Genomic DNA, 23,153 nt, shown 5'->3' on the forward strand with positions numbered 1-23,153 from the left:
TCAGGTCCTCCCGGACGACGGCGTGGACGGGGCGGGGACCTCCAGCCGGAACACCGTGGGCCCGCCGGGGGGACTGGACAGTAGCAGGTGGCCGCCGAGCACCGAGAGGCGGTCGGCCACCCCCTCAAGTCCCGTTCCGCCGCTGGTCACCGCGCCGCCCGCGCCGTCGTCCGAGACCTCCACCACCAGCCGGCCCCGCTCGGTGCGGCCGGTCACCCGGGCCCGCTCCGCCCCGCTGTGCTTGGCGGCATTGGCCAGCGCCTCGCAGACCGCGAAGTAGACCCCGGTCTCGACCGCTTCGGGCAGCCGCTCCGGCAGGTCGAGATCCACGTCCACCGGCACCACGGAGCGGTCCGCGACGTCCTCCACGGCGGCCCGCAGCCCCCGGTCGGTCAGGACCCGCGGGTGGATGCCCTGGATCAGCTCCCTGATCTCCACCAGGGCGGCACCGGCCTCCTCGTGGGCCTTGGCCAGCAGCCCGGCCAGCGGCTGCGCGGGGCTCTCCAGCCGGGCCAGGCCGAGCGTCATGGACAGGGCGACGAGCCGTTGCTGGGCGCCGTCGTGCAGATCGCGTTCGATCCGGCGCCGTTCCGCCTCGAAGGCGTCCACCAGACGCATCCGGGACCGGCCCAACTCCCGCAGCCTGGAATCGAGTCCGGCCTCCGGCGGGGCGAGCAGCTGCCGGGTCAGCATCGCCCGGCCGGCCGCCAGCAGCCCCAGCGGATACGCGAACACCGGCAGCAGGACCACCCCGGCGAGCAGCGCCGCGAAGGCGGGCGGATAGGAGTGGGCGAGCCAGATCTTGAGCACCCGGACCTCCTCGCCGCCGCTCGCCGCCAGCATCACGGGCGCCGCGATCAGCCCGCCGCAGACCGTGAGGGCCGTCCCCACGGCCAGCGCCTCCAGCGGCCACAGCACCAGGGCGAAGAGCAGGGCGTAACCCAACTCGCGCCAGGTGGAACGCTCCTGGAGCCGGGTGCGCAGCCAGGACGACAGCCCGGTGCCGTCCGGTTCGCGGTGTGCCGGGGGCAGCGGCCGGGGGTCGAGCAGCCGCAGCCTGCGCCGTTCCAGCGCGGCCAGCGGAATGCCCGCGAGCACCAGGGTCAGCAGCAGCGGTATCCCGATCAGGACCACCGAGAGCGCACCGCCCGCGACCGTCAGCAGGAGCAGCGCGGAGAGCGTCGCGATGCCGAGGGGCACGCTGGTCAGCAGGTAGAGCGCGGCCCGCCAGGGCCACCCGCCGAGTACGTAGCGGCGCTGTCGCAGTGCCTGCGGGAGGCCGGGAGAGGAGGGCATGGGGGGAACGGTAGGACGCGTCCGGGAGCCCGGACCACCCAGCCCTCTCGACTCCCGTGGTGGAGCTACCTCCACCACGAGGACTCCCCCTCGCTGCGATGTGCCGGAAGGGCGGTGCCGGTTGGCTCTTACCCATGAATCAAGCAGCTGTCCGACTCCGTTCGGTCACCCGGTCCTACGGCAGGAAGTCCGGCGCGGTGACCGCGCTGGACGGAGTGAGCCTGGACATCCCGCGCGGCACCTTCACCGCCGTCATGGGCCCGTCCGGCTCCGGCAAGTCGACCTTGCTCCAGTGCACCGCCGGGCTCGACCGGCCGACCGGCGGCCAGGTGTTCCTCGGTGACACCGAGCTGACCGGGCTCAGCGAGCGGAGGCTGACGCTGCTGCGCCGCAGTCGCATCGGCTTCGTCTTCCAGGCGTTCAACCTGCTGCCCTCCCTCACCGCCGAGCAGAACGTGGCGCTCCCGCTGCGGCTGGCCGGCCGCGGCCCGGGGCGGGCCGACGTCCTCGACGTGCTGGAGCGGGTGGGGCTGCGCGAGCGGGCGGGCCACCGGCCCGGCGAGCTGTCCGGCGGCCAGCAGCAACGGGTCGCGCTGGCCCGCGCGCTGGTCACCCGGCCCGAGGTGCTCTTCGGTGACGAGCCCACCGGTGCGCTCGACTCCACCACCGGGCAGGAGGTGCTCTCGATGATGCGCTCCATGGTCGACGACGGCCAGACCGTGATCATGGTGACGCACGACCCGGTCGCGGCGGCCTGCGCGGACCGGGTGCTGTTCCTCGCCGACGGCCAGGTGCGCGACGAGCTGTACGCGCCGGTGGTCGAGCAGGTCGCCGCGCGCATGACCAGGATGGCGGCGGTCCCGTGCTGACTCTCGTGCTCCGGGGCGTCCGGACCCGCTGGGTCACCTTCGCCGGCTCCTTCCTCGCGCTGGTCCTCGGCGTGGGGATCGTCGCCACCACCGGCCTGGCGCTCGCGGCGACGTTCGACGCCCCGCGCCAGGGCCCGGAGCGGTTCGCCGCGGCCCCCGTCCTGGTCAGGGGCGAGGACCGGCTGCGGGTGGACACCCCGATCGGCGTCCGTACGCGGCCGCTCACCGATCCCCGCCCGGTCCCGGCGGGGCTCGCCGCCGAACTCGCCGGTCTCGGCCGTACGGAGCTGGACCGCACGTTCCCCGTGACCGTCGGGACCGCCGCCCGCCCGGCCGGTGACGGCGGGCAGGCCGTCGGCCACCCCTGGCCGGTCGCGGCCGCCGCCCCCTACCGGCTCGTCTCCGGACGGGCCCCGGCCGCGCCCGGCGAGGTCGTCGTGACGGCGGGAGACGGCTCGGGGACGGGAACGGGGACGGGGACGGGGGACAGGATCACCGTGACGACCCCGGCGGGCAGCGGCACCAGGACCGTGGTCGGGACGGTGCGCCCCGCCCGTGACCGCACCGGTTTCGAGACCGCCGTGTTCTTCACCGAGGCCGAGGCCGCCAGGATCTCCCCGGACATCGACGCCGTGGTGGTGCACGCGGCTCCGGCGGCGGTACGCGCGACCGTGCGGAAGGAAGCCGGCCGGGGCTCCGGTGCGGGCCCCGGCATGGCGGTCCTCATCGGCGACGAACGCCGCCGGGCCGACCCCGATCCGGACCGCGACGCCGAGGCCCTGGTCTCGGTCAACGCCCTGCTCGGCACGGCGGCGGGCATCACCGCCTTCGTCAGCGTCTTCGTGATCGCCTCGACCTTCTCCTACGGAGTGGCCCAGCGCCGCCGAGAGTTCGGCCTGCTGCGCACGGCGGGCGCGACCCCCGGACAGGTGCGCCGTCTGGTGTACGCGGAAGCCGTCCTCGTCGGCGTACTCGCGTCGGCCGCCGGCTGCCGGCTCGGCCTGTCCGGTGCGCCCCGGCTCGCCTCCTGGATGGCCGGTGAGGGGATCGCGCCCCGCTGGTTCGCGATCGGCGACCAGGCCTGGCCGCTGCACACCGCGTTCTGGACCGGGCTCGCCGTGGCCCTGGCCGGTGCGGTCACCGCCGCCCACCGGGCCGGCCGGACCGGACCGGTCGAGGCGCTGCGCGAATCCGCCGTCGACAGCGGCTCGATGCCGCTGAGCCGGATTCTGCTGGGCGCGGCCGTACTGCTGACCGGGGCGGTGCTGGTGGCCGTCGCGCTCGTCCAGGACCCCGGCGGGCTCCTCAAGCGCAAGACCTACCTCACCCAGCCGATGCCGCTGATCGTCGGGTTCGCGCTCTTCGCACCCGTGCTGGTCCGCCCCGCCATCCGGTCGCTCACCTGGCTGCCGGCCCGGCTGCCCGGCGCCACCGGCCTACTGACCAGGGAGAACGCCTCCGCAGCGCTGCGCAGGACGGCCGCCGTCGCCGCTCCCGTGATCGTCACCGTCGCCCTGGCCGCGTCGCTCATGGGTACGACGGCCACCATCGACGGGGCCAAGGGCGCCGAGGCGCGTACCCAGGCGACCGGGGACTTCACGGCCACGGCGGACGGCGGGGCGGTCCCCGCGCGGTTCGTCGAGCGGGCCCGGCGCATCCCCGGCGCGGTGGTCAGCGCCTCGCGCGCCACCTCCGTGACCGTGCTGGAGGAGGGTGTGGCGCTCGTCGGCTCGGAGGCCAGGGCGGTGGACCCGGCGGACGCGGCTGCCGTGTCCGCGTTGCCGGTGGTGGCGGGCCGGTTCGCGGACCTCGACGACGGCGGCATCGTCGTCAACGAGGAGTGGCTGACCACGACGGTCGGCGAGCGCGTCGGCGTCTGGCTGGGCGACGGCCGCAAGGTCACCCTGCGGGTGGTGGCCGTGCTCGCCACCGGCACGGGCGGCAACGGCGTCTACGTCACCCCGCGCAACGCCGCCGGTGCCGGGATCGACCGGGTCGACGTCGGGGTCCGGCCCGGTGCGGACCGGCCGGCCGTCGCGGAGCGGTTGTACGCGGCCGGCCGGGCGACCGGTACCGATGTGCTGACCACGGCGCAGTGGGTGGAAGCCACCCACCCGGCGACCGGCGGCAACACCCGGACCGGGCTGCTGATGATTCTCGCGATCGCCCTGCTCTACACGGGGATCGCGCTGGCCAACACGCAGGTGATGGCCACCTCGGACCGGGTGCGGGAGCTGGCGGTGCTCCGTCTCGCCGGGGCCACGAAGGCGCAGGTGCTGCGGCTGGTCGGTGTGGAGGCGCTCGCCGTGGTCGCGGTGGGCGCGGTGCTCGGCGCACTGGTCGCCGCGCTGAACCTGCTCGGCGTGCGCACCGCTCTCGGGCTGCTCGGCGTCGGATCGGGCGTCGTCGTCCCGTGGGGCGCCATCGGTCTCGTGGCAGGGGTGAGCGCGGCGCTGGCCGTGGCCTTCGCCGTGCTGCCCGCCTCGCTCGCGCTGCGCACCCGGCCGGTCGAACTGGCCGGCACGCGCGAGTGACCGGGCCCGCGCGGTACGGGCGGGCCCGGCACCGGCAGTGAGGTGAACGGGCGGGAGCCGGGGGCCGGGGCCTACACCGACAGCGAGGCGACCAGGTCCGACGCCGGGCCGATGAGGGCCAGTTCGGCCGGGCTCATCGTCGGGTTGGCGGCTCTGCGGGCCGCCGCGCCGGCGAGGTGGCGGGCCGGGATGCCGTCGTCGGCGGCCAGCAGCGGCACCAGGATGTCCACCAGCGCGCGGGCGCCCGGCGCCGCCGGTTCGTGGGGATCGACCGCGACCTGGGCCAGGATCAGCGCGGTCATGGCCCGGTCCAGGGCGGGCGGGCCCTCCTCCGTGTTGCTCCAGTCGATCACCACGGGACCGTCGGCCGTCAGCATCACGTTGCCCGGGTGCAGGTCGAGGTGGAGGATCCGGTCCTCCGGATCCGCCGAGAGCCGGGCCGGGACGGTGTGCAGGTCCGCGAGCAGGCCGACCAGCATGGCGGAGCCCTCTTTGCCGCCGAGCCCGCCGGACATCAGGGACTCCAGCATCGTCGGACCGCTCAGGCGCTCCATCACCAGGTCGCCGGGGCCGGCGGAGACGGGCAGCGGGCCGAGCCGGGGGACCGGATAACCGGAGGCCGACAGGTAGGACATGACGGGCATCTCGCGCCTGGCGTCCAGCCCGTCGCGGTAGCGCCGCAGGACCCACTGCTCGTCCAGCTCGTATACGTCGGCGGAGCGTCCGGCGCCCAGCAGTTGGCCTATTCGCATGAGGGGAACCTACTCGTCCCGGGCGTGAACGGGGAGGCCGGAGCCCGGGTTTCACCGTATCGCCGCCGGTCACGTGCGCCCCATAACGCGATGCGATGGGGCGGACGGGATCTCCTGGAGCCGGGTGCGCGCGGCTACGTTGTCGGCAATTCCCCCGCAATGAAGGAGAGTTCCATGGAGAGTTCCGTGGAGAGATCCATCCTCCGAAGACGCGTACTGGCCGCAGGCACCGCAGCCGTGGCCGTCGGCGCGCTGGCCCTGGCCGGACTGACCGGCACCGCGTCCGCGGACCCTTCCCCCGCCTCCTCCGCCGCTCCCGTCGCCGGGGCGGACCGGCTCTCTCCCGGACTGATCGAGGCGATGCGGCGCGATCTCGGGCTCACCGCCGACGGTGCGCGGGCCAGGATCGGCGCGGAGTCCCGTGCGGCAGCCGCGGCCGCCGGACTGCGGCGCTCCCTCGGTGCCGGTTTCGGTGGTGCCCGGGTGAGCGGTGACGCGGCGGAGCTGACCGTCGCCACCACCCGCGCGGCGGACACCGCCAGGATCACCGAGGCCGGTGCGCGGGCCGTCGTCGTCGCCCACAGCCTGGCCGACCTCACCTCGGCCAAGGCGGCCCTCGACCGGGTGGCGCGGCAGAGGCCGCCGAAGGACGTACCCGCCTGGTACGTCGATGTGCGCACCAACCGCGTCGTCGTCGAGGCCGGCCGGAGCGCCGCCGCCGAGAGCTTCCTCGCCGCGGCCGGGGTGTCGCACAAGGTGGTCACGGTCAGTCAATCCACGGCGCGGCCGCGCACGTTCACCGATCTCCGGGGCGGTGACGCGTACTACATGAACGGCACGGGCCGCTGTTCCATCGGCTTCCCCGTCAAGCGCGGCACCCAGGGCGGCTTCGTCAGCGCCGGGCACTGCGGCACCCCGGGTGTCAGCACCAGCGGCTACAACCAGCAGGCCCAGGGCTCCTTCCAGGGCTCCACCTTCCCCGGCCGCGACTACTCCTGGGTCGCCGCGAACACCGGCTGGACGCCGCGGCCGCTGGTGAACGGCTACGGCAACGGCGATGTGACGGTCACCGGTTCCACCGAGGCGCTGGAGGGCTCGTCGGTCTGCCGCTCGGGCTCGACGACCGGCTGGCACTGCGGCACCGTCCAGCAGCGCAACAGCAGCGTCACCTACCAGGAGGGCACCGTCTCCGGGGTGACCCGCACCAACGTGTGCGCCGAACCCGGCGACTCCGGCGGCTCGTTCATCTCCGGAAGCCAGGCCCAGGGCGTCACGTCCGGCGGCACCGGCAACTGCTCCCAGGGCGGTACGACGTACTTCCAGCCGGTCAACCCGGCACTCCAGGCGTACGGGCTGACCCTGGTCACCAGCGGCACCCCGACCGATCCGCCCACCGATCCGACCGACCCGCCGACCGATCCCGGCGGCAGCTGGGCGGCCGGCACGGTGTACGCCGCGGGCGACGTGGTGACCTACGGCTCCGGCAGCTACCGCTGCCTCCAGGGGCACCGCGCCCAGCCCGGCTGGACGCCCCCGAACGTCCCGGCCCTGTGGCAGGCGCTGTAGATCCCGATCCCGGCAGCGCGGCCCCACCACCCCGGCAGCCCCCGCAACCTCGTACCCCATCCCGAGGAGTCCGCCATGACGCCCGACCCCGTCGACCGTTTCTCCGAGGACCGGCCGATCAGCCGCAAGACCCTGCTCAAGGCGGCCCTGGTGGCCACCGCTGTCCCGCTGTTCGCCGGGACCGGGGTGGCGCTGGCGCGCGACGCCGGTTCCAGTGGCCGGCCGCTCGCCCCGACACCGGACTGCGACGACGGTGACGGCCCGACCCACGACCAGATCGAGGGCCCGTACTTCAAGCCCGACTCCCCGCTCCGCACCAGCCTGGTGAGCGCGGGCACGCCCGGTGTCCGGCTGACCGTCAGCGGCTACGTCTTCGGGCGGGCCTGCGAGCCGCTGTCCGGAGTGCTGCTCGACTTCTGGCAGGCCGACACCAACGGCGCGTACGACATGAGCGGATTCGCCTTCCGCGGCCACCAGTTCACCGACGCGACGGGGGCCTTCACCCTCTCCACCGTCGTACCGGGGCTGTATCCCGGCCGCACCCGGCACATCCACGTGAAGGCCCAGGCACCCGGCTCCGGGGTCCTCACCACACAGCTCTACTTCCCGAACGAGCCGCGCAACAGCACCGACACCCTTTTCGACCCGGCACTCCTGATGAACGTCCGGTCCGTCGGCCCGGCCAAGGAGGGGACCTTCGACTTCGTCCTCGACGTCGCGCAGGACCCGACCGATCCCACCGATCCGCCGACCGGGCCGGGCGGCGGCTGGGCGGCCGGGACGCTCTACCGCGCGGGAGACCGCGTCACGTACGGCGGGGCCGCGTACCGCTGCCTGCAGGCGCACACCGCCCTGACCGGCTGGGAGCCGCCGAACGTCCCCGCGTTGTGGGAACGCGGGTAGACGGGCGGACCGGCGGGCACCACCGCCAGGCGTGTGCCCCGGGCTCCTCCCCGGGGCACACGCCCTATCCGCCTTTCCGCAGTAGCCTGGAGTGACGGCGGGGGAGGCCCGAGGAGGCCAGAACGCATGGAGACCCTGATCACCGTGTTGGTCGTCATCGGCATGATCGCCGTCGTGGCGCTCGCGATCCACCTGCTCAACGGCCGCCACCGGCACCGGCACCTGGCCGGGGCCACCGCCCCCCGCGACCACGGGCTCACCGTGTTCCGCACCCGTCGCCGCTGACCCGCCCCGTCACTTGGCGTCCGAGTACCGCCGCACCACCGCCGCGGTGAACGGGAAGCGCACCGGTGTCTCACCGAAGGCCGTCCGGCCGGCCAGCGCACCGGCGGCCCGGATCGCCTCCACCACGGTCTCCGCCTCCTCCAGGGGGCAGTGCACGATCACCTCGTCGTGCTGGAAGAAGACCAGTTCGGCCCGGAGCCCGGCGGTGCTGAGCGAGCGGCGCAGCGCCGCCAGGAGCAGCAGGGCCCAGTCGGCGGCGCTGCCCTGCACGACGAAGTTGCGGGTGAAGCGGCCGCGGGCACGGGCGTTGGACGAGGCGTAGCCGGGCGTGAAGCCGACGTCCGCCGGGGGTCCGGGGAGGTCGTCGCCGCCCTCCTGCGGTATGCCGGCCTCCCCGTCGTCCCCGCTGCCGGCCGCGGGCGGGCTGGTCCGGCCGAGCCAGGTCCGTACGAGACGGCCCTCCTCGCCGGCCTTCGCGGCGTCGTCCACATAGGCGACGGCGTGCGGGAACCTCCGGCGCAGGGCGGCCAGATTCTTCAGGCCGTCCCCCGAGGTCTGGCCGTAGACGGCACCGAGCAGGGCGATCTTGGCGTGGTCGCGGTCGCCGTGGAAGGCGCGGTCGGACAGCGCGGTGTAGAGGTCGCCGTCGTGCCCGGCCACCTCCATCAGGCCCCGGTCGCGGGAGATCGCGGCGAGCACCCTCGGCTCCATCTGGTCGGCGTCCGCGACGACCAGCCGCCAGCCCTCGTCCGCGACGACCGCCCGCCGGATCACCTTGGGGATCTGCAGTGCTCCGCCGCCGTTGGTCGTCCAGCGGCCGCTGACCGTGCCGCCCGGCTGGTACTCGGGGCGGAAGCGGCCGTCGCGGACCCAGTCCTGGAGCCAGCTCCAGCCGTGTGCCGTCCAGATCCGGTACAGCTTCTTGTACTGGATGAGCGGCCGCACCGCCGGATGGTCCAGCCCCTCCAGCTCCCAGCGGCGGGTCGACCGCACCTTGATGCCGGCCCGGCCGAACGCCCGCACCACGTCGGCGGGGAGATCCGGGCGGACCCGGTGGCCGAAGGCGGCGGACACCTCCTCCGCCAGCTCGGCCAGCCTGCGGGGCTCGCCGCCCGCGTACCGCTCGCCCAGCAGCTCCTGGAGGACGTCGCGGTGGACGTCGGCCCGCCAGGGCAGCCCCGCGCGGTTCATCTCGCCGGCGACCAGCATGCCCGCCGACTCGGTCGCCGTCAGCAGGCGCATCCGGTCCGGCCGGTCCGTGGCGTCGTGCCGGGTGAGCTGGTCCGCGTACACCTGGAGCAGGGCGTCGAAGGGCAGCTCGGTGCCGGAGCGGGGTTCGAACAGGGCGGACTGGGAGCCGGGCACCGCGTGGCGCGGCGCCGGATCGGGCGGCACCGGGGCGCGCAGCAGCCGGGCGTGGGCGGCGGCCGCGGAACGGGGTTCACCGAATCGGCCCTCGTGCCCCAGCAGAAGGGACTCGGCGGCCTCGATGTCGTAGCAGCGGTCCACGGGCACTCCGGCGGCGAGCAGCCGGGGGTAGATCTCGGTGGTCGAACGCCACACCCAGCGGGTCACTCCGGGGCGGCTGCGGACGGCCTCTGCCAGGTCGGGTTCGGTCACGGCCGGGGCGGTGGGCAGGCCCGCGGCGTCCAGCGGGACGAGGCGGGCGCCACCGTTCTCCGTGGCGGCTACCGCCCAGCGTTCGGTCATATGACCGAGTCTGGCACCCGAGACTGACAGCGCGGGGCGACGTGCACCGGCGGGTCGCAGCCGGGAAGATCGGCATGGGCCTGCTCCGGGGCCCCGGAACACTCACCGAGGGGACAGACGCGATGGAAGCGATCGTTTTCGAGGAGTTCGGCGGACCCGAGGTACTGCACCCCGCCCGGGTCGAGGACCCGCATCCCGGTCCCGGGCAGGTGCGGGTGAAGGTCATGGCCGCCGGGGTGAATCCGATGGACTACAAGATCCGGCGCGGCTGGATGCGGGAGATGTTCCCGACCTCGCTCCCGGCGATCCCGGGCGTCGAGTTCGCCGGAGTGGTCGACCGGACCGGGGAAGGGGTCACCGGTGTCGAGGTGGGCGACGAGGTGCTGGGCCGCAGCGTCACCGGTTCCTACGCCGAGTACGTGCTGGCCGACGCCACCCGCGTCGCGCCCAAGCCGGCCGGGCTGAGCTGGCAGGACGCGGCCGCGCTGACCATCGCCGCGGACACCGCCCAGCGCGTCCTGGACGAGCTCGCGGTGGCCGAGGGCGACACGCTGCTGCTGCACGGGGCGGCCGGAGCCGTCGGATCGGCCGCGGTGCAGCTGGCGGTGGCCAGGGGCGCGACGGTGATCGGCACGGCGTCCGCCGCCAACCACGACTACCTGCGGGTGATCGGCGCGACCCCGGTGGAGTACGGGGACGGGCTGGTCGCCCGGGTCCGCGAAGCCGCTCCCCAGGGTGTGGACGCGGTCTTCGACGTGGCGGGGCGCGGTGCGCTGCCGGACTCCATCGAGCTGCGCGGCGGCACCACGGACCGGATCGTCACCATCGCGGACCCGGCGGCGGCCGAGCACGGCGTCCCCTTCTCCGCGGGTTCACCCGGATCCGCGGAGCAGCTGGCCGAGCACGCCCGGCTGGCGGCGGACGGCGAGCTGCGGGTGCCGGTCGAGCGGGCCCTCCCGCTGGTCGACGCGGCCGACGCGCAGCGGCTGAGCGAGGCGGGGCACGTACGGGGGAAGCTCGTCCTCCTGCCGTGACCGGCTGCGGGCGGGCCCCGGCTCGCGAGCGGCGGAGTTCGTCCACAGCCTGTGGACGAACTCCGCTGCTCGCGGCCGACCCGGTTCGCGGCCGACCGGCTGTCTCGGCCGGACCCGGCGTCTCGGCCGGACCCGCCGTCTGCGCCGAACCCGCCACCTCCGCCGAACCTGCCCCGCCTACCCTGACCTCATGGAACCGGTGATCGACCAGGCATTCGCGGCCGCCCTCTACTCGGACGGTGACGCCGGTCTCGACACCGGGGCCTCGCTCCTCGCCGCGGACCCGGCGAGCGATGGCGAGCTGCTGCGGCGCGGCGAGGAGTTCGTCCGGCGGGCCTGGGAGCGCGGCTGGCTGCCCGCCGATCTCGTACGGGTGGTCCGCCGCGAACTCGACGAGCACGGGGCCGCGCTGGCCGCCGGGCTGATCGTCTCCGAGGTGCGGCGGTACGAGCGGCTGCCGCCCCGCTGGCAGTCCCAGCTGGACGAGCTGCCGACGGCGCCGCGGCCGGGCCGGCCCGACCGGTTCTCGTACGCCTCCGCGTTCCTCGGGCTCTGCCGGCTGCTGCTGCGGCTGCCCGCCATCGAACCCGTCGGGCCCCCGCCCGGGGCGCCGCGCGACGGGCTGAGCCTGCCGCCCGCGCACGACGAACCCCGCATGCTGACCCGTATCAGGGCGCTGCTGGCCAAGGCGGAGGCGACCGGGTTCCCCGAGGAGGCGGAGGCGCTCACCACCAAGGCGCAGGAGCTGATGGCCCGGCACAGCATCGACGAGGCACTGCTCGCCGCCCGTACCCACAGCGACCGCGCGCCGGGTGCCTGCCGGATCGGGGTGGACGCCCCGTACGAGACGGCGAAGGCGATCCTGCTCGACGCGGTCGCCTCCGCGAACCGCTGCCGGGCCGTGTGGAACAGCGACCTCGGCTTCTCGACGGTCGTCGGCTTCGAACCGGACCTGGAGGCCGTGGAGCTCCTGCACACCTCGCTGCTGGTGCAGGGCACCGTGGCGATGACGAGGGCGGAGGCGGGCCAGCGGGCCGGCGGGCGCAGACGGACCAAGACCTTCCGGCAGTCCTTCCTGATGGCGTACGCCCAGCGGCTGGGCCGCCGGCTGGCGGAGGGCACCGCCCGCGCGACCGCGGAGGCCGACGCCGAGGACGCCGCGGCCGGACCGTCCACCGCGACCGGCCCCGGCCTGCTGCCCGTGCTGGCCGCCCGCGACATGGCGGTCACGGACACCGCGGAACGGATGTTCCCGCGGACCACGGCCACCCGGGTGCGGGGCGCCGTCGACCCGGACGGCTGGACCCACGGAACGGCCGCCGCCGACCGGGCCAGGATGGGCTCGGACGCCCCGGAGATCCCCGGCCGGGGCCGCCGGACCCCAGGCGGGTAAGAGCGGAGCCCGGCGGATCGGCACGCGCCGTCCCAGTGACTCCAGGAGGCCGGCGACTCCAGTGGCCCGAGCAACTCCAGTGGCCCCAGCAACTCCAGCAACCCCGACAGCTCGGGCATAACGCCAATTCCGGTTAGGCTCTCGGCATGAGCTGGCTCCGGGCGCTGAGGGAGACCGCCCGCTCGGGGCTGACGATCGAGCGGCGGCGCCTCGAACCGCTGATCGCGATCCGGGGCGCGGCCGGTCTCGCCCTGGTGATCGGGGTGAGCCTGGCCCTGTTCGGCCCGGTGGTCGCGGCCGGCGCCGCCTTCGGCGCGTTCCAGGCGGCCATCGCCACCTTCCAGCGCAGCTGGCGGCCCCGGCCGGTGCTCGCCCTCGTCTCCGGCGCGAGCCTCGCCGTCTCCACGTTCCTCGGCTACGTCACCGGCTCGCATCTGCCGCTCTTCATGCTCCTGCTGGTGCTCTGGACCTTCGTCGCAGGGCTCGCCTGGGCGGCGGGTCCGACCGGCGGCATCATCGCCGCGTCCAACGTCGCGATCATGCTGGTGACGATCACCCTGCCGACCTCCGTCGCCCAGGCGGCCCTGCACGGGGCGATGATCGCGTTCGGCGGGGTGGTCCAGGCGGCGCTGATCGTGCTGTTCCCGGTCCGGAGATGGGGCGCCCAGCGCGACGCGCTGGCCGACGCGCTGGCCGCGGAGGCGGACTACGCCCGCAGGCTGCGCCACGACCCGGTCGCGCACTTCGATCCGCTGCCGCTGATGGAGGCCCGCAGCGCGGCCGCCGTCACCCCGCGCCAGGCCCGCCGCCGGCCGGCCGAACTGCACGGCTCACGCGGGGTCGCGGAGCGGATCAGGCCGGTGCTCGCCTCCCTCGCCGACCCGGCCATGGGCGTACCGGCCGAGGGCCCGGAGCGCGACCGGGTCCGCGAGCTGCTCGCCGCGGCCGGATCGCTGCTCGACGCGGCGGCCAGGGCGATCCGGCACGGCGACCCGGTGCGGCTGCCCGCGTCCGCCGTCGCCGCGCTGAGGACCCCCGACACCGGGGCGCTCCTCACCGGCCCGCCGCTGCGCGCCGCCGACCGGCTCGCCGACCTGCTCTCCGACGTGATCGAGGCGGCCGAGGGCGACGGCACCAAGGAGGAGCGGGCCCAGGCGGAGGAGTCCGCCGACGCCGTCTCGGCGAGCCGGGGCCGGCGGCAGCCGGACCACCAGCGGCGCCCCACCCTGCTGCGGCTGGTCCCGGTCGTGATCGCTTCGATGCGCCGGGAGCTGCACCCCGGCTCCCCGATCCTGCGGCACGCCATCCGGGTCTCCGCCGTCACCGCCGGCGGCTACCTGCTGGGCACCGTGCTGCCCTACGGCCACGGCTACTGGGCGCCGATGACGGCCGTGATGGTGATGCGGCCGGAGTTCTCCCGGACGTACGAGCGCTCCGTGGCCCGGTTCGGCGGCACCGTCGTCGGGGTCTTCGTCGCCACCGTGATCGTGCAGTCCGCCCACCCGGGGGCGGAGCTCTCCGCCGTGCTCGCCGTGGTCTGCGCCCTGCTGATGTACCTGCTGATGCGCACCGGTTACTCGGTCGCACAGGCCTGTGTCGCCGCGTACGTCGTCTTCCTGCTGGGCATGGCGGGCGACGACTGGTCGCAGACCGTGCTGGAACGGCTCGTCCTCACCTTCGGCGGCGGCCTCCTCGCGATGATCTCGTACGCCGTCTACCCGGCGTGGGAGACCCCTCGGCTGCGCAACCGGCTCGGTGACTGGCTCAAGGAGGACGGCCGGTACGCCGCCTCGGTCGTGGACCAGTACGCCGAACCGGCGGAGCGGGGCCACCACGACGTGCGCGAGGCGCTGCTGCGCACCCGGGCGGCCCGGGTCGCCTGGCAGGAGGCGGTGGCCACCGCCCAGCACGAACCGGTGCGCCACCGCGGCCTGTCGCACGCCGCGGCCGGTGACACCCAGCGCGCCCTGTCCCAGCTCGGCCGGGTCGCGATGCTGATGGAGGCGCACCTCCCGGAGGGCGGCGCCACCCCCGTACCGGAGGCCGGTCCGCTGGCCGAGGCGTTGCGCCGGGCCACGGACCAGGGCGCCAGAGCGGTGCGGGAGCGGCGGGTGCCGGACTGGGGGCAGGTGCGGGACGCGCTGGAGGAGTGGGACGAGCGGGAGCGGCTGCGCGACGGAGTGGCGGACCCGGTCGTGCGCAACGGGGCCGGTCTCCTGCTCGAAGCGCTGGAGGAATTCTCCCGGGGCCTGGACGACGGCCCGCGGCCCGGGGCGTCCGGCGCCCCCGCCGGGCCGGGGGACTGAGGGCGCGGCCCGGGAAGCCGCGGACGGGGGTGCCGCCGGGCCGGGTGTTACGGGGTCGGCAGGCCGGGCAGCCCTTCGAGCGAGCCGGCGTCGGTCTTGCCGAGGGAGTCCTTGGTGCCGCCGTCCCACGCGAGGACGACGGTCTTGCCGTCGTTGGACTCGACGGTTCCGGCGGTCCGGTCGGTGTCGCCGTCGGCGCACCTGAGCGCCAGCGTCACCTTGTCCGTGCCCTTCGCGCTGCCCGAGCAGACATGGGAGTCGGCGACGACGACGGCCTTGCCGTGCGCGACGGACAGCACCACGGCCTTGCCGTCGGTCTGCCCGGCCCAGGCGCCCTCCAGCGCCTTGAGCCCGTCGGCGGACGTGGCGCCGCCGTCCCCGCCGCCCGTCGAGGAGCCGTCGCTGTGGTCCGGCGCCGGCGCCGGGGCGGAACCGGATTCCTGGTCCGCGCCGGGCTTGTCGTTGTCACTGCCGCAGCCGGTGAGCGCGAGCGCGGTCAGCAGGCCGGTGGCGACAACCGCACTGGTACGTACGAGTTTGCGCATCTGGAATTCCCCCTGGATGACGAAAGGCCATCCAAGCTACCAGTGGGTCGCAACGGGCTTCGGGCGGTCGGCTCGGTGAATCGGGAGCGGAACAGGCCCGTCGTCCGTCTGTCTCTCAGGAGAAGCTGTAATCAAGGGAACACCGCCCGTGCACGTGCATCTGCGCATGCATCCGCTCATGCATAGGAATTTGAACACAGCTATGATCCGAGACAGTTGACACTTGCACCTTGCAACTCGGGAGCGTCCTGTGCACCACGTGTACAACGGCATGGCGGCGACAGAGCTTCGCGGAGTCGCCTGGCAGAAGAGCAGACACAGCAACTCCCAGGGATCCTGCGTGGAGTTCGCGAAACTGCCCGACGGAGATGTGGCGATGCGCAATTCGCGCCACCCCGACGGGCCGGCGCTGGTCTACACGCCGGCCGAGATAGAGGCGCTGCTTCTCGGCGTCAAGGACGGGGAGTTCGACCACCTCATAGCGGAGGGCTGAGCTCCGCCCGGTCGCGCCCTTCCGCGTCCCGCCGTCGCGTCCGACGGCGTCCGGTCAAGGCCGGCCGGTTGTCTCACCCGGGCCGGCGGCGGGTCACGCCGGGTCTGACAGCCGGAAGAGCGCCCAGACGACCTTTCCGTGCCGGGCCGCGCCGGAGGCGCTGTCCGCACCCAGCGCGGGCGAGGGGTGCCAGCCCCAGGAGTCGCTGAAGGACTCCACCAGGAACAGCCCGCGGCCCGATTCCGCCGAGTCGGCGGCTTCCGACGCCACCGGGCTCGCCTGGCTCGGGTCCCGTACCGCGCACACCAGCCGTGAGGTCCACCGCATCAGGTGCAGCCGCACGGGCGGGTCCTGCGATTCGCGCGGGACGTCGGAGGGCAGCGCGTGCCGCAGGGCGTTGGTGACCAACTCGGAGACCACGAGGGCGACATCGTCGAACCGCTCGCTGAGCCCCCAGCCGGTCAGGGTCGACCTGGTGAACTGCCTGGCCCCGCCCACGGCCTCGTAACGGGCGGGCAGGGTGCAGGTCGCTGATCCGGAGACGGCGGAGGGATCGATGGGGGGAAGGCCCTGCCGTAACGGCTCGAAATCGAGCATCGTCGATCCATTCGTCCCCATGCGAGGCACTCCCGGGATTCGCGGCTGTCTCGGTACTGCGGTACTCGGGTACAGCGGCACAACACGAACGAGCACGCAGGTGCGCGACGCCCATGGTTCCGAATGCGCAGGGCAGATGCAAGGGCAGATGCACGTGCACGCGCCTGACCTGTCCGACCCCGTGCCGGTTCTGGCTCATTTCTTCCCGGGGGCAGTTTTGGAGTCTTGGGCAAGTCTTCCCATTTCCGTAATCGAATGAGTACGGGCTGAAGCGTTTTGATGGCAGAATCCGCCCCTGGGGTTCAGGGGGAGCCCCGATGCCAGGGAAGCGATGGGGAGGGCTGGACCAGTGGCGGCAGGCGAGTCGAGTGGATCCGTGGTGCGGCGCATCCTGCTGGGCTCACAGCTCAGACGGCTGCGTGACTCGCGCGGTATCACCCGTGAGGCGGCCGGCTACTCCATCCGGGCTTCCGAATCGAAGATCAGCCGCATGGAGTTGGGACGGGTGAGCTTCAAGGCCAGGGACGTCGAGGACCTGCTCACGCTCTACGGCGTCACGGACGAGGTGGAGCGCGACTCCCTGCTCGGCCTGGCCCGTGAGGCCAACGTGGCGGGCTGGTGGCACAGTTTCGGCGATGTGCTGCCTGGCTGGTTCCAGACGTATATCGGTCTGGAGGGTGCGGCCTCGCTCATCCGGATCTACGAAGTCCAGTTCGTCCACGGCCTGTTGCAGACCGAGGGCTACGCCCACGCGGTCGTCTCCCGGGGCATGCGCGGCGCCCCCGCCGCCGAGATCGACCGCCGGGTCGCGCTGCGGCTGGAGCGCCAGAAGGCGCTCGTCGCGGAGCGGGCTCCGCGATTCCACGCGGTGCTGGACGAGGCGGCGTTGCGCCGTCCGTACGGCGGACGCGAGGTGATGCGCGAGCAATTGCGGCATCTGATCGAAATGTCGGAACAGCCGAACGTGACTCTCCAGGTGATGCCCTTCAGTTTTGGCGGGCACGCGGGCGAGAGCGGTTCCTTTACGATGCTGCGATTCCCGGAATCCGATCTGTCGGACATTGTCTATTTGGAGCAGCTGACAAGTGCGCTCTATTTGGACAAGGCCGAAGAAGTCGCCCAGTACGAAAAGGCGATGGTGCGGCTCCACGCGGACAGTCCGGGTCCAGAGGAGAGCCGGGATCTGCTCCGTGGTCTACTCCAACTCGCCTGATATTTCAGTACCATGACATCCCCACAGGAGTCTGCACCTGCAGTAAGGGATCGCATGTCCTTCTTCCACGAGACGGCCGACCAGTACATCGACGGTGAATGGCGCACCGGGACCGGCTCGTGGGACATCATCGATTTCAATCCCTACAACGGGGAAAAGCTCGCGGCGATCACCATCGCCACCGCGGCGGAGGTCGATCTCGCCTACCGCGCCGCCGAGCGGGCCCAGCGGACCTGGGCCGCCAGGAGCCCGTACGAGCGAGCCCGGGTGATGGAACGGGCCCTGCGCGTCACCGAGGAACTGGCCGACGAAATAGTCGACGTCGTCATCGACGAACTGGGCGGCACCCGGGCCAAGGCGCTCTACGAACTGCACGCGGCCCAGGAGTTCCTGCGCGAGGCCGCCCACCAGGCGCTGGTCCCCGGCGGCCGGATCCTGCCCTCCCCGGTGGACGGCAAGGAGAACCGGCTCGTCCGGCAGCCCGTCGGGGTCGTCGGTGTCATCAGCCCCTTCAACTTCCCCTTCCTGGTGACGATGAAGTCGGTCGCGCCGGCCCTGGCGCTCGGCAACGCGGTCGTCGTCAAGCCCAACCAGAACGCCCCGGTGGCCGGCGGCGGACTGGTCGCCAGGATCTTCCACGACGCGGGGCTCCCGGCCGGACTGCTCAACGTCCTTGTCACCGATGTGGCCGAGATAGGCGACGCGTTCATAGAGCACCCCGTCCCCAAGGTGATCTCCTTCGCCGGATCGGACCGGGTCGGCCGCCATATCGGCGCGACGGCGGGCGCCCTCTTCAAGCGCACCATCCTCGAACTCAGCGGCAACAGCGCCCTGGTGGTGCTCGACGACGCGGACATCGACTACGCGGTCGACGCCGCCGTCTTCAGCCGCTTCGTCTACCAGGGTCAGGTCTGCATGGCCGCCAACCGCATTCTGGTGGACCGGGCCGTCGCCCCGGAGTTCACCGAGAAGTTCACCGCCCGGGTGGCGGCGCTGCGGACCGGCGACCCGCGCGACCCGGAGACCCAGATCGGCCCGGTCATCAACACCTTCCAGGCCGACGCCCTGACCGTGCTGGTCGGCCAGGCGGTCGCCGAGGGCGCCACGGCGCTGGTCCGGGGCCGCACCCGGGGCAACCTCGTGGAGCCCACCGTGCTCGCCGGACTCGCGGAGGACTCCCCGCTGCTCTCCCAGGAGATCTTCGGCCCGATCGCGCTGCTGGTCACCTTCGACGGCGAGGCGGAGGCCGTACGGATCACCAACGACAGCCCGTACGGGCTCAGCGGCGCCGTGCACACCGCGGACGTGGAGCGCGGGGTGCGGTTCGCCCGGCGGATCCGCAGCGGGATGTTCCACGTCAACGACGCCACCGTCCAGGACGACCCGCTGGTCGCCTTCGGCGGCGAGAAGGACTCCGGGACGGGCCGGCTGAACGGCGACGCGACGGTGGACGCCTTCACCACCCAGAAGTGGATATCGATCCAGCACGGCCGGAGCGTCTTCCCGTTCTGAACCGGAGCCCCCTCCCGCTCCGGCCCGGAGCGTTTTCCCGGTCCGGATCACGCACCGCTACTCTCATCAAAGTTGAGTAGAGAGGTGTGTGGGTATGTCCGCGATCCGGCTGCTGGTCCTGTGTGCCGTACGGCAGCACGGCCGGGCGCACGGCTATCAGATCCGCAACGACCTTGAGTACTGGGGCGCCCACGAGTGGTCGAGCGCCAAGCCGGGCTCGATCTACCACGCACTGAAGCAGATGGCGAAGCAGGGCGTCCTGATCGCCCACGAGGTCGCCCCGAGCACGGCAGGCGGCCCGCCGCGCACCGAGTACGAGATCACCGAACAGGGCGACGCGGAGTACTTCACGCTGCTGCGCGCGGCGCTCACCTCGTACGACCAGAAGCTGGACGTGCTCTCGGCGGGACTGGGCGGCATCGTCGACTTGGAGCGGTCGGAGGCGGTGTCCCTGCTGAAGGAGCGGGTGGCGGGCCTGGCCAGGTGGCGGACGTCGGTCACCGAGTTCTACACGCCGGAGGCGGGCCCCGAGTCGATCGGCCACATCGGCGAGATCATGAACATGTGGGTGCACTCGGCGGACGCGGGCGCCGAGTGGACGCGCGGGCTGATCGCCCGGATCGAGCGCGGCGCCTACACCTTCGCTGGTGAGGGCGAGCCCTTCGTCGGCGTACTGGCCGAGGGCGAGGAGAACCCGTACGCGACCGGTGTGGCCGATCCCGGGGACGCTCACTAATCAAGTTTGACGAATGCGGTGCGAGCGGTTACCTTTCCCTCGCTAGTCAAGTTTGACTACGAGAGGGTGTGGCGATTTTGACCGACGCGATCGTCGTCGAAGGAGTGCACAAGCGGTACGGCGCGAAGCGGGCCCTGGACGGCCTCGATCTCGCGGTCGCCCGCTCCACGGTGCACGCGGTGCTCGGCCCCAACGGCGCGGGAAAGACCACCGCGGTCCGCATCCTGTCCACGCTGCTGCGGCCCGACGGGGGCCGGGCGCGGGTGGCGGGGTACGACGTACGGCGGGAGGCGGGCAAGGTCCGGCGCCGGATCGGGCTGCTCGGGCAGCACGCGGCGGTCGACGAGCGGCTCGGCGGCCGGCAGAACCTGGAGTTGTTCGGACGGCTGTACCACCTGGGCGCACGCCGGGCGGGTGTCCGGGCGGACGAGCTGCTGGAGCGGTTCGGCCTCGCGGACACCGGCCGCAAGGCGGTCGCGGCGTACAGCGGGGGTATGCGGCGCCGGCTCGACCTGGCCGCCTCGCTGATCACGGACCCGGAGGTGCTCTTCCTGGACGAGCCGACGACCGGGCTCGACCCGCGCGGCCGGGCCGAGGTGTGGGCGGCCGTCCGCTCCCTGGTCGGCGGCGGCACGACCGTACTGCTGACCACCCAGTATCTGGAGGAGGCCGATCAGCTCGCGGACCGTATCTCGCTGATCGACGGCGGACGGGTGGCCGCGGAGGGCACGGCCGACGAGCTCAAGGCGAGGGTGGGCGGCGACCGGATCGACGTCGTCGTCCGCGACGCGGCGGATCTCGACCGGGCGGCCGGACTGCTGCCCGGCGGCGCGGTGCTGGACCGGGACCGCAGACTGGCCGGCGCACCGGCCGGCGACCGGATGGCGACGCTCACCCGGACCGTACGGGTGCTGGCGGAGGCGGGCATCGAGGCGGAGGACATCGCGCTGCGCCGCCCGACGCTGGACGAGGTGTTCCTCTCCCTGACCGGACACGGGCCCGACGGCGTGGAGGCCGCGGCATGAGCGCGGCGGGCTGGGCGGTGGCCGACTCCTGGACCATGACCCGGCGCGAACTGGCGCACTGGGCGCGGCAGCCGGTGCAGGCCGTCGTGGGGCTGGTCTTCCCCGTGATGCTCCTGCTGATGTTCAACTACCTGGTCGGCGGCGGCCGGGGCGTCGAGGGCGACCCGGCCGAGTACCTGGTGCCCGGCATGCTCGCGCTCACCATGGCCTTCGGCCTGGAGTCGACGATGCTCGCGGTCGCCCAGGACCTGGACAAGGGGGTCGTGGACCGGTTCCGCTCGATGCCGATGGCCTCCGGCGCGGTACTGGTCGGCCGGTCCGTCGCGGACATGCTCCAGTCGGTGGCCGCGCTCGCGGTGATGGGAGCGGTGGGGTACGCGATGGGCTGGCGGTGGCACGACGGGGCGGCCGCGGCGCTGGGGGCGGTGGGGCTGCTCCTGCTGCTGCGGTTCGCGATGCTGTGGCTCGGCATCCTGCTGGCGCTGGTGGCCGGGCGGCCGGAGATGGTGCAGGCGGTGCAGATCCTGGTCTGGCCGGTCGGCTTCCTCTCCAACGTGTTCGCGGCGCCGGAGTCGATGCCGGGGTGGCTGGGCGCGGTCGTCGAGTGGAACCCGATGTCGGCGACGGCCACGGCGGTACGCGGCCTGTTCGGCAACCCGGGCGGCGGCGGGGACTCCTGGGCCGCCGCCCATGCCGGACTCCTCGCGGTGCTCTGGCCGTTGGCGCTGCTGGCGGTGTTCTTCCCGCTGGCGGTACGGCGGTTCGCGCGGCTCAGCCACTGAGCTGCCGGGCGGATCCGGTCCGGCCGGTCTTCGAGGCCGGCACCGGCGGCCGGCCGGGACCGGTGCCGTCGCGTATGGGTGGCGACCGGCGCCGGCTCAGTGGTGGAACGACGTCGCCGCCCCGTGGTCCCGGCTCAACGGATGGTCCTGCGCCCGCAGTTCGGGCAGCAGCAGCCGCAGGTCCTCCAGCAGCAGCTCCGCGAGGTCGGAGGAGAAGCCGTTGCGGCACACGATCCGCAGCACCGACAGATCCTCGCGGTTGGCCGGGAAGGTGTACGCGGGAACCAGCCAGCCCCGCTCGCGCAGCCGCCGGGACACGTCGAAGACGTCGTACGCCGTCACCTCAGGCGCGGTCGTCAGCGCGAACACGGGCAGCTGGTCCCCCCGGGTGAGGAGGCGGAAGTCGCCCAGGGCCTCGATGCGTTCGGCAAGGCCGCGGGCCACGTCCCGGGACGCCTGCTGCACGGCCCGGTAGCCCTCCCGGCCCAGCCGCAGGAAGGTGTAGTACTGCGCCACCACCTGTGCGCCGGGCCGGGAGAAGTTCAGTGCGAACGTCGGCATGTCGCCGCCCAGGTAGTTGACCCGGAAGACCAGCTCCTCCGGCAGCTCGGCGGGCGAGCGCCACAGCGCCCAGCCGACACCCGGGTAGACCAGCCCGTACTTGTGCCCCGAGGTGTTGATCGAGGAGACCCGGGGGAGCCGGAAGTCCCAGACCAGGTCCTCGTCCAGGAACGGCGCCACCATCGCTCCGGACGCGCCGTCCACATGGACGGGGATGTCCAGGCCGGTGCGCTCCTGGAGGGCGTCGAGGGCGGCGCAGAGTTCCTCGATGGGCTCGTAGGAGCCGTCGAAGGTGGAGCCGAGGATGCCGACGACGCCGATGGTGTTCTCGTCGCAGAGGTCGGCGGCGGCCTGCGGGTCGAGGTGGAAGCGGTCGCCCTCCATCGGGACCAGGCGCGGTTCCACCTCCCAGAACGTGCAGAACTTGTCCCAGCAGACCTGCACGTTCACGCCCATGACCAGATTGGGCCGGGCGGTCGCCGGATAGCGGTCGGCGTTCCGGATGGCCCAGCGGCGCTTCAGCGCGAGGGCGGCCAGCATGCAGGCCTCGCTGGAGCCGGTCGTCGAACAGCCCACCGCCGTCGCGGGGTCGGGGGCGTTCCACAGGTCCGCGAGCATCGCCACGCAGCGCCGTTCCAGCTCGGCGGTGCGCGGGTACTCGTCCTTGTCGATCATGTTCTTGTCGCGGCACTCGCCCATCAGCACCCCGGCCTGGGGTTCCATCCAGGTGGTGACGAAGGTGGCGAGGTTGAGCCGCGAGTTCCCGTCGAGCATCAGCTCGTCGTGGACCAGCCGGTACGCGGTGGCGGGCGGCAGCGCGCCGTCCGGCAGCTTGTGCCGGGGTGGCGCCGACTCCATCCCGGCTGTCGGATCGGCCTCCCCGAAGAACGGGTTGAGGGCCAGCCTGCGCTGCTCCGCGGACGGTTCGCTGCGGGATGAGCCCTGGTGGAGCGGCATCGCCGGCCTGCCCTTCGTCGGTTCCTGGCCGCGAGGCCGTACGAATCCGACCATACGGATATTCCGGTCGTCCGGCGCGCCGGG

Annotated in this window: 20 protein-coding genes; 14 read left to right on the forward strand and 6 right to left on the reverse strand. The window is 73.3% G+C overall.

Annotated features, from left to right (window positions below; genetic code table 11):
* Window positions 1-1,296, reverse strand: coding sequence for a sensor histidine kinase (locus tag ACIP89_RS21040; protein WP_402116110.1), 1,296 nt, complete (start codon window positions 1,294-1,296; stop codon window positions 1-3).
* 134 nt (window positions 1,297-1,430) lie between these two features.
* Here ACIP89_RS21040 and ACIP89_RS21045 point away from each other — a divergent pair, with 134 nt between their 5' ends.
* Together ACIP89_RS21045 and ACIP89_RS21050 are read left to right on the forward strand one after the other, a co-directional pair.
* Window positions 1,431-2,165, forward strand: coding sequence for an ABC transporter ATP-binding protein (locus tag ACIP89_RS21045; protein ID WP_402116112.1), 735 nt, complete (start codon window positions 1,431-1,433; stop codon window positions 2,163-2,165).
* Entirely contained in the window at window positions 2,159-4,699 is a 2,541-nt protein-coding gene (locus tag ACIP89_RS21050) for an FtsX-like permease family protein (protein WP_402116113.1), read from the forward strand. Before ACIP89_RS21045 ends, ACIP89_RS21050 begins: the two co-directional genes overlap by 7 nt.
* A 71-nt stretch (window positions 4,700-4,770) precedes the next feature.
* Here the strand turns inward: ACIP89_RS21050 and ACIP89_RS21055 are convergent, their stop codons facing one another.
* A complete protein-coding gene (locus ACIP89_RS21055; protein WP_401933230.1) occupies window positions 4,771-5,451 on the reverse strand; it encodes a phosphotransferase in 681 nt (226 codons plus the stop codon).
* Between the two features lie 186 nt (window positions 5,452-5,637).
* Here ACIP89_RS21055 and ACIP89_RS21060 point away from each other — a divergent pair, with 186 nt between their 5' ends.
* From ACIP89_RS21060 to ACIP89_RS21070, 3 genes are all read left to right on the forward strand, one after another.
* Window positions 5,638-7,017, forward strand: a complete 1,380-nt coding sequence (locus tag ACIP89_RS21060; protein ID WP_402116114.1) for an alpha-lytic protease prodomain-containing protein — start codon at window positions 5,638-5,640, stop codon at window positions 7,015-7,017.
* A 75-nt stretch (window positions 7,018-7,092) separates the two neighbouring features.
* Window positions 7,093-7,920, forward strand: a complete 828-nt coding sequence (locus ACIP89_RS21065; protein ID WP_401924014.1) for a carbohydrate-binding protein — start codon at window positions 7,093-7,095, stop codon at window positions 7,918-7,920.
* 126 nt (window positions 7,921-8,046) lie between these two features.
* The gene (locus ACIP89_RS21070; RefSeq protein ID WP_389218905.1) at window positions 8,047-8,205 is read left to right on the forward strand and encodes a hypothetical protein; all 159 of its coding nucleotides are present in this window, start codon (window positions 8,047-8,049) and stop codon (window positions 8,203-8,205) included.
* Window positions 8,206-8,214: 9 nt separating this feature from the next.
* Here ACIP89_RS21070 and ACIP89_RS21075 read toward each other — a convergent pair whose 3' ends face one another.
* A complete protein-coding gene (locus tag ACIP89_RS21075; protein ID WP_402116116.1) occupies window positions 8,215-9,915 on the reverse strand; it encodes a bifunctional 3'-5' exonuclease/DNA polymerase in 1,701 nt (566 codons plus the stop codon).
* Window positions 9,916-10,037: 122 nt separating this feature from the next.
* Between ACIP89_RS21075 and ACIP89_RS21080 the strand changes: the two genes are divergently transcribed.
* The 3 genes from ACIP89_RS21080 (at window position 10,038) to ACIP89_RS21090 (ending at window position 14,648) form a co-directional block, all read left to right on the forward strand.
* Window positions 10,038-10,949, forward strand: a complete 912-nt coding sequence (locus ACIP89_RS21080) for an NADP-dependent oxidoreductase (protein WP_401924009.1) — start codon at window positions 10,038-10,040, stop codon at window positions 10,947-10,949.
* Window positions 10,950-11,139: 190 nt separating this feature from the next.
* Entirely contained in the window at window positions 11,140-12,342 is a 1,203-nt protein-coding gene (locus tag ACIP89_RS21085; RefSeq protein WP_402116117.1) for a DUF2786 domain-containing protein, read from the forward strand.
* A 146-nt stretch (window positions 12,343-12,488) separates the two neighbouring features.
* A complete protein-coding gene (locus ACIP89_RS21090; protein WP_401924004.1) occupies window positions 12,489-14,648 on the forward strand; it encodes an FUSC family protein in 2,160 nt (719 codons plus the stop codon).
* A gap of 47 nt (window positions 14,649-14,695) precedes the next feature.
* Here the strand turns inward: ACIP89_RS21090 and ACIP89_RS21095 are convergent, their stop codons facing one another.
* Window positions 14,696-15,193 carry a hypothetical protein gene (locus ACIP89_RS21095; RefSeq protein ID WP_402116118.1) on the reverse strand — a complete coding sequence of 166 codons (498 nt, stop codon included), beginning with the start codon at window positions 15,191-15,193 and terminating at the stop codon, window positions 14,696-14,698.
* 250 nt (window positions 15,194-15,443) lie between these two features.
* Here ACIP89_RS21095 and ACIP89_RS21100 point away from each other — a divergent pair, with 250 nt between their 5' ends.
* Entirely contained in the window at window positions 15,444-15,686 is a 243-nt protein-coding gene (locus ACIP89_RS21100) for a DUF397 domain-containing protein (protein WP_073733643.1), read from the forward strand.
* 93 nt (window positions 15,687-15,779) lie between these two features.
* On the opposite strand, the gene ACIP89_RS21105 is transcribed toward ACIP89_RS21100, so the two are convergent.
* Entirely contained in the window at window positions 15,780-16,304 is a 525-nt protein-coding gene (locus ACIP89_RS21105; protein ID WP_401923999.1) for an ATP-binding protein, read from the reverse strand.
* Window positions 16,305-16,614: 310 nt separating this feature from the next.
* Between ACIP89_RS21105 and ACIP89_RS21110 the strand changes: the two genes are divergently transcribed.
* From ACIP89_RS21110 to ACIP89_RS21130, 5 genes are all read left to right on the forward strand, one after another.
* Window positions 16,615-17,496: a helix-turn-helix domain-containing protein gene (locus ACIP89_RS21110; RefSeq protein ID WP_401923997.1), complete on the forward strand. Its 882-nt coding sequence runs from the start codon at window positions 16,615-16,617 to the stop codon at window positions 17,494-17,496.
* Window positions 17,497-17,550: 54 nt separating this feature from the next.
* Entirely contained in the window at window positions 17,551-19,008 is a 1,458-nt protein-coding gene (locus ACIP89_RS21115; protein WP_402116119.1) for an aldehyde dehydrogenase family protein, read from the forward strand.
* Window positions 19,009-19,102: 94 nt separating this feature from the next.
* Complete coding sequence (locus tag ACIP89_RS21120) at window positions 19,103-19,744, forward strand: PadR family transcriptional regulator (RefSeq protein WP_402116120.1); 642 nt, start codon at window positions 19,103-19,105, stop codon at window positions 19,742-19,744.
* 77 nt (window positions 19,745-19,821) lie between these two features.
* The gene (locus ACIP89_RS21125) at window positions 19,822-20,769 is read left to right on the forward strand and encodes an ATP-binding cassette domain-containing protein (RefSeq protein WP_402116165.1); all 948 of its coding nucleotides are present in this window, start codon (window positions 19,822-19,824) and stop codon (window positions 20,767-20,769) included.
* Window positions 20,766-21,551, forward strand: coding sequence for an ABC transporter permease (locus ACIP89_RS21130; RefSeq protein WP_401923993.1), 786 nt, complete (start codon window positions 20,766-20,768; stop codon window positions 21,549-21,551). The genes ACIP89_RS21125 and ACIP89_RS21130 overlap by 4 nt, the downstream gene beginning before the upstream one ends.
* Before the next feature lie 96 nt (window positions 21,552-21,647).
* Here ACIP89_RS21130 and ACIP89_RS21135 read toward each other — a convergent pair whose 3' ends face one another.
* Window positions 21,648-23,069 (reverse strand): glutamate decarboxylase, encoded by a 1,422-nt coding sequence (locus ACIP89_RS21135; RefSeq protein ID WP_401923991.1) that lies wholly within the window; start codon window positions 23,067-23,069, stop codon window positions 21,648-21,650.
* Between the last annotated feature and the right edge of the window lie 84 nt (window positions 23,070-23,153).

This window comes from Streptomyces sp. NPDC088730, from assembly GCF_044751215.1.
Taxonomy (GTDB): Bacteria; Actinomycetota; Actinomycetes; order Streptomycetales; family Streptomycetaceae; genus Streptomyces.